At 67.1% G+C, this 9,816-nt stretch carries 9 protein-coding genes and 1 pseudogene; 8 read left to right on the top strand and 2 right to left on the bottom strand.

Features of this window, described 5'->3' with window-relative positions:
* A pseudogene (locus tag AC1DXX_RS22785) lies at positions 1–111 on the bottom strand (TetR family transcriptional regulator); the annotation flags it as partial.
* Positions 112–133: 22 nt separating this feature from the next.
* On the bottom strand, positions 134–907 hold the full coding sequence (locus tag AC1DXX_RS22780) for a ferredoxin--NADP reductase (RefSeq protein WP_478136489.1): 774 nt from the start codon (positions 905–907) through the stop codon (positions 134–136).
* A gap of 315 nt (positions 908–1,222) precedes the next feature.
* Between AC1DXX_RS22780 and AC1DXX_RS22775 the strand changes: the two genes are divergently transcribed.
* The 8 genes from AC1DXX_RS22775 to AC1DXX_RS22740 all read left to right on the top strand — a co-directional run bounded on the left by AC1DXX_RS22775 (position 1,223) and on the right by AC1DXX_RS22740 (position 9,805).
* Entirely contained in the window at positions 1,223–2,842 is a 1,620-nt protein-coding gene (locus AC1DXX_RS22775; protein ID WP_478136488.1) for a 6-hydroxynicotinate reductase, read from the top strand.
* Between the two features lie 2 nt (positions 2,843–2,844).
* Positions 2,845–3,759: a UPF0280 family protein gene (locus tag AC1DXX_RS22770; RefSeq protein WP_478136487.1), complete on the top strand. Its 915-nt coding sequence runs from the start codon at positions 2,845–2,847 to the stop codon at positions 3,757–3,759.
* A 21-nt stretch (positions 3,760–3,780) separates the two neighbouring features.
* The gene (locus tag AC1DXX_RS22765) at positions 3,781–4,422 is read left to right on the top strand and encodes an amino acid synthesis family protein (RefSeq protein ID WP_478136486.1); all 642 of its coding nucleotides are present in this window, start codon (positions 3,781–3,783) and stop codon (positions 4,420–4,422) included.
* Positions 4,423–4,457: 35 nt separating this feature from the next.
* Positions 4,458–5,042 carry an amino acid synthesis family protein gene (locus AC1DXX_RS22760; RefSeq protein ID WP_478136485.1) on the top strand — a complete coding sequence of 195 codons (585 nt, stop codon included), beginning with the start codon at positions 4,458–4,460 and terminating at the stop codon, positions 5,040–5,042.
* 67 nt (positions 5,043–5,109) lie between these two features.
* Positions 5,110–6,315, top strand: a complete 1,206-nt coding sequence (locus tag AC1DXX_RS22755) for an ABC transporter substrate-binding protein (protein ID WP_478136484.1) — start codon at positions 5,110–5,112, stop codon at positions 6,313–6,315.
* 24 nt (positions 6,316–6,339) lie between these two features.
* Positions 6,340–8,259 (top strand): ABC transporter permease, encoded by a 1,920-nt coding sequence (locus tag AC1DXX_RS22750; RefSeq protein ID WP_478136483.1) that lies wholly within the window; start codon positions 6,340–6,342, stop codon positions 8,257–8,259.
* Entirely contained in the window at positions 8,256–9,074 is an 819-nt protein-coding gene (locus AC1DXX_RS22745; RefSeq protein WP_478136482.1) for an ABC transporter ATP-binding protein, read from the top strand. The genes AC1DXX_RS22750 and AC1DXX_RS22745 overlap by 4 nt, the downstream gene beginning before the upstream one ends.
* On the top strand, positions 9,071–9,805 hold the full coding sequence (locus AC1DXX_RS22740; protein ID WP_478136481.1) for an ABC transporter ATP-binding protein: 735 nt from the start codon (positions 9,071–9,073) through the stop codon (positions 9,803–9,805). The genes AC1DXX_RS22745 and AC1DXX_RS22740 overlap by 4 nt, the downstream gene beginning before the upstream one ends.
* Positions 9,806–9,816 lie beyond the last annotated feature (11 nt).

The raw sequence follows: 9,816 nt of genomic DNA, 5'->3' as shown, positions 1-9,816 counted from the left end.
GGCGAACACCTTGGTCGCCGACTTCAGGATGCTGTCGCGCGTGGCCTGCGCGGCGGCCTCGCGCACGCCGGTGCGCCGTTGGGGCTTGGTGACGGAGTGGCTGACGGCCATCGTGCGCGCGGCGTCGCTGGTCTTATTTTTCGGCGAAGGCGCGTTCGACCACGAAGTCGCCCGGCGTGCTCGTGTTGCCTTCCTTGAAGCCGCGCTTCTCCAGGATGTGCTTCAGGTCCACCAGCAGGCCGGGGCTGCCGCACAGCATGACGCGGTCTTCCTCGACGTTGAGCGGCGGCAGGCCGAGGTCGTCGGTGAGCTTGTTGCTCTCGATGAGGTCGGTGATGCGGCCCTGGTTGCGGAACTCCTCGCGCGTGACCGTCGGGTAGTAGAGCAGCTGCTTGGCAACCATCTCGCCCAGGAACTCGTGCTTGGGCAGATGGTCGGTCACGAGGTCGTGGTAGGCCAGCTCGTCCACCTGGCGCACGCCGTGCACCAGGATGACCTGCTCGAACTTCTCGTAGGTGTCCGGGTCGCGGATGATGCTCATGAACGGTGCGAGGCCGGTGCCGGTGCCGAACAGGTAGAGGCGCTTGGCGGGCAGCGTGTAGTCGATCAGCAGCGTGCCGGTGGGCTTGCGGCCCACGATGATGGTGTCGCCCACCTGGATGTGCTGCAGCTTCGAGGTCAGCGGGCCTTCTTCCACCTTGATGCTCAGGAACTCGAGGTGCTCCTCGTAGTTCGGGCTCACGATGCTGTAGGCGCGCAGCAGGGGCTTGTTGTTGACCTTCAGGCCGATCATCGTGAAATGACCGTTCGAGAAGCGCAGCGCCGGGTCGCGCGTGGTGGTGAAGGTGAACAGGCGGTCGGTCCAGTGGTGGACGCTCAGGACGCGTTCTTCGCTGAATGCACTCATACGGAACTCAAGAGTTGGTTGGTAACGGTAGAAGGTGGCTGGGCCGAAATGCACGCCCTTGGGGCGTCAGCCGTCGGCCGGCTCCGAACCCTCCATTGTCGTTGGTCGGAAAAACCCCGATAAACCCCGCGAGAAAACACCATTGCAAGCATCGGGCCTGTTTGCTACATTGACTGCGAATGTAGTGAACGCAACATGAAAGTGTAGGGAATGCTACACAAACGGCAGGCGACGCACAAGCGGGCAGACGGCACGTTTGTTGCAAACCCCGGCCGAACCGGATTGCCCCATACACACCGCCCACGAGATCGCCCGATGACCGAACACACCAAGACAGACGGATTGCCCGGCATGGACATGCCGGTGGTCGCAGAAGCCGGCGGCAGCGCCTTCGGCAAGGCGCCCCCGCGCAACGAGCGCATGAGCACGGCCAAGGTCGAGTGCAACGCCTGCCCGGTGCTGTGCCAGATCTCCGACGGCCGTACCGGCGCCTGCGACCGCTACGCCAACAGGGAAGGCGTGCTGGTGCGCGTGGATCCCGTGGTTCTCTTGCGCCGCGAGATCGCGAGCGAGGCGCCCACGCTGGTGCCCTTCGACCGGCCGGCCGCCGAGAAGACCGACGAAGTCGGCGCCCCCGACTGGAATGGCGACCTGCTGCACGCCGACGAAGTGTTCGTCACCGGCGTGGGCTCGTCCACGACCTACCCCGACTACAAGCCCGCCCCCTTCATCGTGGCCTCCAAAGCCCAGGGCGTCGACATGGTCACCGTCGTCACCGAAGGCATCTTCAGCTACTGCAGCTTCAAGGTGAAGATCGACACCGACCGCTTCCTCGGCTCCGAGCAGGCCAACGTGCGCTACCGCGGCGAAGTCGTGGGCCACGTCACCACGGCCGAGTACGGCTCGCAAATGCTCTCGCTCGGCGGCGTGCATCACCTCACCGGCGGCAGCAAGAAGGAAGGCCGCATGACGGCCGAGCTGATGCAGCTGCTCGGCAACAAGAAGGCCGTCGAATGCACCATCGACGGCGGCGCTGGCCTCGTGATCCAGGCCGGCAAGGCGCCCATCGTCAACGGCGTCGAAGAGCAGCGCATGCGCGTGGGCTGCGGCTCGGCGGCGGTCGGCATCTTCGCGCGCCAGTTCGCCGGCGTGGCCGACGAGGTGGTGGTGGTCGACGACCACATCACCGGCGTGCTCACCGAGCACCAGGCCGGTCGCTGCCTCGACATGGCGCCCTCGGGCATCCAGATGCTGGGCCGCAAGTCCACGCCGGGGCGCTACTTCCAGGTGGCGAACCCGGGCAACGGCTGGGGCGGCACCGACATCGCCGATCCGCTCTCGATCATCGAAGGCTGGGAAGAGGGCGTTGCGCGTCCGGGCCTGCGCCTGCTGATGACCTCGACCACCGGCGAGCACGCGCAGTGGTACGTGCTCGACGATGCGCTGAAGCCGGTCGAGCAGCCCATGCCGCCCGAGGTGCGCCGCATCGTCGAGCGCATCGGCGAGAACTGCGAGCCATCGCTGTGCACCGTGCTGTTCCTCGGCGGCGCGGGCGGCAGCCTGCGTGCCGGTGTCACCGAAAATCCCGTGCTGCTGACGCGCGCCATCAAGCGTGCGCTGGTCAACGTCACCTGCGGCGGCGCACCGGCCTATGTGTGGCCCGGCGGCGGCATCACCGTGATGGCGGACGTCATGCGCATGCCCGACAACAGCTTCGGTACCGTGCCCACGCCGGCCATCGTGGCGCCCATCGAGTTCAGCATGCGGCGCGACGCCTACGAAGCGCTCGGTGGCCACATGGAACACATCTTCTCGCTCGAGCAGGCGCTGGCGCGCGGTGCGTGGCAGGAAGACGGCGCACCGCTCGCGCGCCGATGGCTCGTCATGGACGACGCCAACCCGTGGCCGCTCGGCCACGCACCCATGCTGGGCTGATCATGTCTGCCCAACTCAGCGCGCTCGACGGCGGTCGCTGGCACTTCAACCACGGCCCGATCGACATCGTGGCCGAGGCGCACGGCGATCCGTATGCCGTCACGGCCGCGCACGACGCAGCGTGGGCGCGCTTCGTTCATGTGCTCGACGAACTGGTGCGCGAGCTGCCGCTGCTGCGTCTGCCCGTGACCGACAGGATGCGCCCGCGCGGCGTCGTGGGGCAGCGCATGTGGGATGCCTGCGCTGCGTTCTCGCCCATGTTCATCACGCCCATGGCCGCGGTGGCGGGCTCGGTGGCCCAGGAGCTGATCGCGTTCTACGACCGCCCCGGCATCGAGCGCGCCTGGATCAACAACGGCGGCGACATCGCGCTGCACCTCGCACCCGGCCAGTCTGCGCGCGTGGGCGTGTTCGCCGACATCGCACGCTTCGACTGGCGCAACCATGGCGATGGCGGCGGCATGCTCACCACCGACGGCCAGTTCGAGCTGCACGCCAGCCAACCCGTGCGCGGCGTGGCCACCAGCGGCTGGCGCGGCCGCAGTTTCTCGCTGGGTATCGCCGACAGCGTGACGGTCCTGGCCGCCACCGCGGCGCAGGCCGACGCCGCCGCCACCGTGATCGCGAATGCCGTCGATGTCGACGACGCCGCCATCCAGCGCCGCCCCGCCAGCGAATGCAAGGACGACAGCGACCTCGGCGACACCCTCGTCACGGTCGATGTGCCGCCGCTTGCACCCTCGCAGGTGCAAAGCGCACTCGATACGGGCGCCGTGTGTGCCAGGGTCCTGCAAAAAGGGGGGCTGGTCTGGGCCGTTCTACTCGTTTGCCAGGGGCAGTGGCGACTTGTCGAACCCTTATGCTCGAAGCCGCTGCAGACAGTGCTGCCGAAGGCAGTTGGTTCAGTATTTGCTTAACGAAAAGCAAGGTTCTTTTTCATGATCGATATACGCCGCGTCTTCACCCATGTCGAGCACATCCACCACGAGTTCGGGCCGCGCGCCGACACCCCGTTGGTGCGCGGTGCCATCGGTGCGGTGCTGACCAATCCTTTCGCGGGCCGCTACGAGCCCGACATCCTGCCGATGATGGCGCTGCTCGACCCGGTGGGCGTCGACATGGCGCACAGGCTGCATGCCGCCATGGACGTGCCGCTCGAGCAGATCGCCACGTACGGCAAGGGCGCCATCGTCGGCGCCGACGGTGAACTCGAGCACGGTGCGTTGTGGCACGTGCCCGGCGGCTACGCGATGCGCGAACTGCTCGGCTGGAAGGGCAGCCGCGCCGCGTACACGGCAGGCAAGGCCGAGGAGAAAACCGGCCAGCCCGGCAATGCGCTCTCCATCGTGCCTTCGACCAAGAAGGTCGGCCCGCCCGGTGCCGCGCTCGACGTGCCGCTCACCAACATCAACGCCAGCTATGTGCGCGGCCAGTTCGACGCCATCGAGGTGCGCGTGCCCGGCGCGCCTGCGGCCGACGAGATCGTCTTCATCCTGGCCATGAGCACCGGCTACCGCATCCATGACCGCGTCGGAGGTCTTCGCGCCGAAAACATCAGCAAGTGGGACGGCCTGCGCTGACCCACCCACAGAGAGACAAACAAGGAACATCCGCCATGACCGCCAACATCCGCAAGCTCGTCGTCCAGGTCGACGAAACCCGCAAGGAAATGGGCAAGGACATCACGCCGCCCACGCGCCGTGCCGTTGCCATCGCCGTGATCGAGAACCCCTATGCCGGCCGCTACAGCGAGAACCTCGACGAACTGATCGCCATCGGCGAAGAACTCGGCGCGCTGCTGGGCCAGAAGGCCGTGAAGGCCCTCGGCATCGAGCCGGGCCAGGCGCAGAGCTACGGCAAGGCCGCCATCGTCGGCGAGAACGGCGAGCTCGAGCATGCGGCCGCCATCCTGCATCCCAAGCTCGGCGCACCGCTGCGCGTGGCGGTCGAGAAGGGCGCAGCCCTCGTGCCTTCGGCCAAGAAGCGCGGCACGCTCGGCACCGCCATCGACGTGCCGCTCGGCCATAAAGATGCCGCCTTCGTGCGCAGCCACTTCGATGCCGTCGAGGCCCGCGTGTCCGACGCGCCGCGTGCCAACGAGATCGTGGTCGCCGTGGCCGTGACCGACAGCGGCCGTCCGCTGCCGCGCATCGGCGGCCTGCAGGTCAGCGAAATCAAGGGCGAAGACGGTCTGCGCTGAGGCCGCCGTTCACGCACCACCCATTCACGCCGTTTCTCTTCTCTTTCGATCCCAAGGAGTTTCCCCCATGAACCCATTGCGTCACGTCTTCAGCGCCGCGGCACTCGCCGCGCTGGTCACCGCTCTCGTCCCCGCCCATGCGCAGGGCGTGATCAAGATCGGCGAGGTCAACAGCTACAAGGCGCAGCCTGCCTTCCTCGAGCCCTACAAGAAGGGCATGGAACTGGCCGTCGCAGAAATCAACGCCAAGGGCGGCGTCAACGGCAAGAAGGTCGAGCTCATCACGCGCGACGACAACGCCAACCCCGGCGACGCGGTGCGCGTGGCCGAAGAGCTGGTCGCCCGCGAGAAGATCGACGTGCTGACCGGCACCTTCCTGTCGAACACCGGCCTGGCTGTGGCCGACTTCGCCAAGCAGAAAAAAATCTTCTTCCTGGCCGGCGAACCGCTGACCGACAAGATGACCTGGCAGGGCGGCAACGAATACACCTTCCGCCTGCGCCCCGGTACCTACATGCAGGCCGCGATGCTCGTGCCCGAGGCCGTCAAGCTCAAGAAGAAGCGCTGGGCCGTCGTGTACCCCAACTACGAATACGGCCAGTCGGCCGTGGCCGCGTTCAAGACGCTGCTGAAGGCCGCGCAGCCCGATGTCGAGTTCGTCGCCGAACAGGYGCCGCCGCTCGGCAAGGTCGATGCGGGCGCGGTCGCGCAGGCGCTGGCCGATGCGAAGCCCGATGCGATCTTCAACGTGCTGTTCGGTGCCGACCTGTCGAAGTTCGTGCGCGAAGGCAACACGCGCGGCCTCTTCAAGGACCGCGCGGTCGTCAGCGTGCTGACCGGCGAGCCTGAATACCTCGACCCGCTCAAGGACGAGACACCCAACGGCTGGATCGTGACCGGCTACCCCTGGTACGGCATCCAGACGCCCGAACACAAGGCCTTCTTCCTCGCGTACCACGAGAAGTACAAGGACTACCCGCGCCTGGGTTCGGTGGTCGGCTACAGCATGATCAAGTCGGTTGCGGCCGGCATCGCCAAGGCCAAGAGCACCGAAACGCCGAAGCTCGTCGAAGCCTTCAAGGGCCTGCAGGTCGACACGCCGTTCGGCAAGATCAGCTACCGCGCCGAAGACCATCAATCCACGATGGGCGCCTTCGTCGGCAAGACGAAGAACGAGAACGGCAAGGGCGTGATGGTCGACTACACGTACTTCGACGGCGCCAAGTTCCAGCCCTCCGCCGCCGACATCAAAAAATCGCGCACCGCTGATTGACCCTTTTCCGGAGCGCTTGCACCCATGAGTCTCTCGTCCCTGCTGCTTCAGTTCCTGACCGGGCTGTCGTCGGCTTCGTCGCTGTTCCTCGTGGGAGCCGGCCTTTCGTTGATCTTCGGTGTCACGCGCATCGTCAACTTTGCGCATGGCTCCTTCTTCATGGTCGGCATCTATGTTGCCTACACGCTGGTCGAGAAGCTGGGCGGTGGCCTGGGCTTCTGGCCGGCGGTGGTGATCGCCGCGCTCGCGGTCGGCGTGCTCGGTGCGCTGATCGAGATGGTGCTGCTGCGCCGCATCTACAAGTCGCCGGAGCTGTTCCAGCTGCTGGCGACCTTCGCACTGGTTCTTGTCATCAAGGACGCGGTGCTCTACATCTGGGGGCCTGACGAACTGCTCGGGCCGCGCGCGCCGGGCCTGTCGGGCTCCGTTGAAATCCTGGGCCGACAATTCCCGACCTACGACCTGTTCCTGATCGTCGTCGGCCCGCTCGTGCTCGGCCTGATGTGGCTGCTGCTCACGCGCACGCGCTGGGGCACGCTGGTGCGTGCGGCCACGCAAGACCGCGAGATGGTCAGTGCGCTCGGCGTGAACCAGGCCTGGCTCTTCACGGCGGTGTTCGCGCTCGGCGCCATGCTCGCAGGCCTCGGCGGCGCGCTGCAGCTGCCGCGCGAACCGGCCACGCTGGCGATGGACCTCAACACCATCGGCGCGGCCTTCGTCGTGGTGGTGGTGGGCGGCATGGGCTCCATTCCGGGCGCCTATGCGGCCGCGCTGCTGATCTCCGAGATCAAGGCCGTCTGCATCTGGCTCGGCGTGGTCGAAATCTTCGGCTACAGCGTGTCGTTCTCCAAGCTCACGCTGGTGGTCGACTTCGTCGTGATGGCGGTCGTGCTGGTGTGGCGCCCGTGGGGCCTGTTCGGCCGTCCGCAGGCGCCGAGCCGCTACGTCGGCATGCCCGAGGAGCCGCTGCGCCGCGCGAGCAAGGGCTATCTGTGGCTGGTCGCCGCGCTCGGCGCCGTGCTCATGGCCATGCCGTTGCTCACGGCCGACTCGCCCTACACCACGGTGCTGCTGATCGACCTGCTGATCGCGGCCCTGTTCGCCGCCAGCCTGCACTTCATCATGGGCCCGGCCGGCATGCACTCGTTCGGCCATGCGGCCTACTTCGGCCTGGGCGCCTACGGCGCCGCGCTGCTGGTGCGCGCGAGCGGCTTGCCGATGGAGGCGGCGCTGGTCGTGGCGCCGCTGGTCGCGGCCATCGGCGCCTTCGTCTACGGCTGGTTCGCGGTGCGGCTCTCGGGCGTGTACCTCGCGATGCTCACGCTGGCCTTCGCGCAGATCACCTGGGCCATCGTCTACCAGTGGGATTCGTTCACCGGCGGCAGCAACGGCCTCACCGGCGTCTGGCCCTCGGAATGGTTGTCGGACAAGCGCACCTACTACTGGCTCACGCTGGTACTGGTGGCGGCCGGCATCCTGATGCTGCGCCGCGTGCTGTTCTCGCCCTTCGGCTATGCGCTGCGGGCGGGGCGCGACTCGGTGCTGCGGGCGGATGCGATCGGCATCGACGTCAAGCGCATGCAGTGGACGGCCTTCGTGATCGCGGGCGCCGCCGCGGGGCTGGCGGGTTCGCTCTACGCCTTTTCCAAGGGCAGCATCTCGCCCGAGAGCCTGAGCGTCGACAAGTCGGTCGACGGGCTCGTGATGGTGCTGCTGGGCGGCATCCAGACGCTGGCGGGGCCGGTGGTCGGCGCCGTCACGTTCAGCTGGCTGCACGACACCGTGGCGCGCAACACCGACTACTGGCGCGCCACCCTGGGTGCCATCATCCTGGTCCTCGTGCTGCTGTTCCCGCAGGGGATCGCCGGCTTCGCCAAGCAGATGACCGAGCGCCTGCTGCGGCGCAAGACGCCGGCTGCCGAGGTGAAGGAGGCCAAGGCATGAGCAACAACAACGCACCGCTCCTCAAAGTCGAGAACCTCGGCAAGTCCTTCGGCGGGGTCAAGGCCGTCGACGGCATCAGCTTCGAACTGAAGGCCGGCGAACTGCTGGCCCTCATCGGCCCGAACGGCGCCGGCAAGTCCACCACCTTCAACATGGTCAACGGCCAGCTCAAGGCCGACCAGGGCTCGATCCTGTTCGACGGCCACGAGCTGGTGGGCCAGAAGCCGCGCGCCATCTGGCGCAAGGGCGTGGGCCGCACCTTCCAGATCGCCGAAACCTTCGCCTCGCTCACGGTGGCCGAGAACGTGCAGATGGCGATGCTCTCGCACGACGGCAAGCTGTTCTCGATGTGGCGCCGCGCCAGCGAGCACAAGCGCGACGAAGCGCTCGCGCTGCTCGACCAGGTCGGCATGAAGGCGCAGGCCGACCGGCCCTGCAGCGAGCTTGCGTACGGCGACGTCAAGCGCGTCGAGCTGGCCATCGCGATGGCCAACAGCCCGAAACTGCTGCTCATGGACGAGCCCACCGCCGGCATGGCGCCGAAGGAGCGCAACTCGCTCATGGCGCTCACCAAGGACCTCGTGATCCAGCGCGGCCTCGCGGTGCTCTTCACCGAGCACAGCATGGACGTGGTGTTCGCGTATGCCGACCGCATGATCGTGCTGGCCCGCGGGCGCCTGATCGCGCAGGGCAAGCCGCTCGAGATCCGCGACCACCCGAAGGTGCAGGAGGTGTACTTCGGCAGCGGCAAGACATTCGAAAAAATCGCCGAGAAGGCTGCGGCCGTGTCGGCAGCTCTGGGAGAAACCGCATGAGCGGAGGAGAACTGTTGCTCGAAGCGAAGGCGCTGTGCGCGTGGTACGGCGCCGCGCAGATCCTCTACGACGTCGACCTCGAGGTGCGGCGCGGCGAGGTGGTTGCGCTGATGGGCCGCAACGGCGCGGGCAAGTCGACCACGCTCAAGACGCTGATCGGCATGCTGGCCAAGCGCCGCGGCGCGGTGCGCTTCCTGGGCCACGACATCTCGAAGAGCGAGCCGCACGTGGCGGCGCGCCTGGGCCTGGGCTTCGTGCCCGAAGACCGGCGCGTGTTCACCGACCTCACGGTGATGGAGAACCTCGAAGTCGGCAAGCAGCCGGCACGCCGCTGGACCGACGGCACCGACGCGCCGCTGTGGACGCCCGAGCGCCTGTTCAAGCTCTTTCCCAACCTGGGCGAGATGCCGACCCGGCCGGGCGGGCGCATGAGCGGCGGCGAGCAGCAGATGCTCACCGTGGCGCGTACGCTGATGGGCAACCCGTACCTGGTGCTGCTCGACGAGCCCTCCGAAGGCGTGGCGCCGGTGATCGTCGAGCAGATGGCCAACATGATCCTGGAGCTCAAGGCCCAAGGTGTGAGTATCCTGCTGTCGGAGCAGAACATGCACTTCGCCGAACTGGTGTCCGATCGCGCCTATGTGCTCGAGAAGGGCCAGATCCGTTATCACGCCACGATGGCCGAGCTTGCGGCCAACGAGGATGTGCGCCGTGCCTACCTGAGCGTCTGATTTTTTCAACC

The organism is Variovorax sp. P4_B10 (assembly GCF_056402375.1).
This window is presented reverse-complemented; position numbering and strand designations above follow the sequence as displayed.

Bases quoted from the DNA above. Each gene is read 5' to 3' on its own strand.
- AC1DXX_RS22780 (WP_478136489.1), bottom strand. From the start codon at position 907: ATGAGTGCATTCAGCGAAGAACGCGTCCTGAGCGTCCACCACTGGACC.
- AC1DXX_RS22740 (WP_478136481.1), top strand. From the start codon at position 9,071: ATGAGCGGAGGAGAACTGTTGCTCGAAGCGAAGGCGCTGTGCGCGTGG.
- AC1DXX_RS22765 (WP_478136486.1), top strand. From the start codon at position 3,781: ATGATCGATATACGCCGCGTCTTCACCCATGTCGAGCACATCCACCAC.
- AC1DXX_RS22760 (WP_478136485.1), top strand. From the start codon at position 4,458: ATGACCGCCAACATCCGCAAGCTCGTCGTCCAGGTCGACGAAACCCGC.
- AC1DXX_RS22770 (WP_478136487.1), top strand. From the start codon at position 2,845: ATGTCTGCCCAACTCAGCGCGCTCGACGGCGGTCGCTGGCACTTCAAC.
- AC1DXX_RS22745 (WP_478136482.1), top strand. From the start codon at position 8,256: ATGAGCAACAACAACGCACCGCTCCTCAAAGTCGAGAACCTCGGCAAG.
- AC1DXX_RS22750 (WP_478136483.1), top strand. From the start codon at position 6,340: ATGAGTCTCTCGTCCCTGCTGCTTCAGTTCCTGACCGGGCTGTCGTCG.
- AC1DXX_RS22775 (WP_478136488.1), top strand. From the start codon at position 1,223: ATGACCGAACACACCAAGACAGACGGATTGCCCGGCATGGACATGCCG.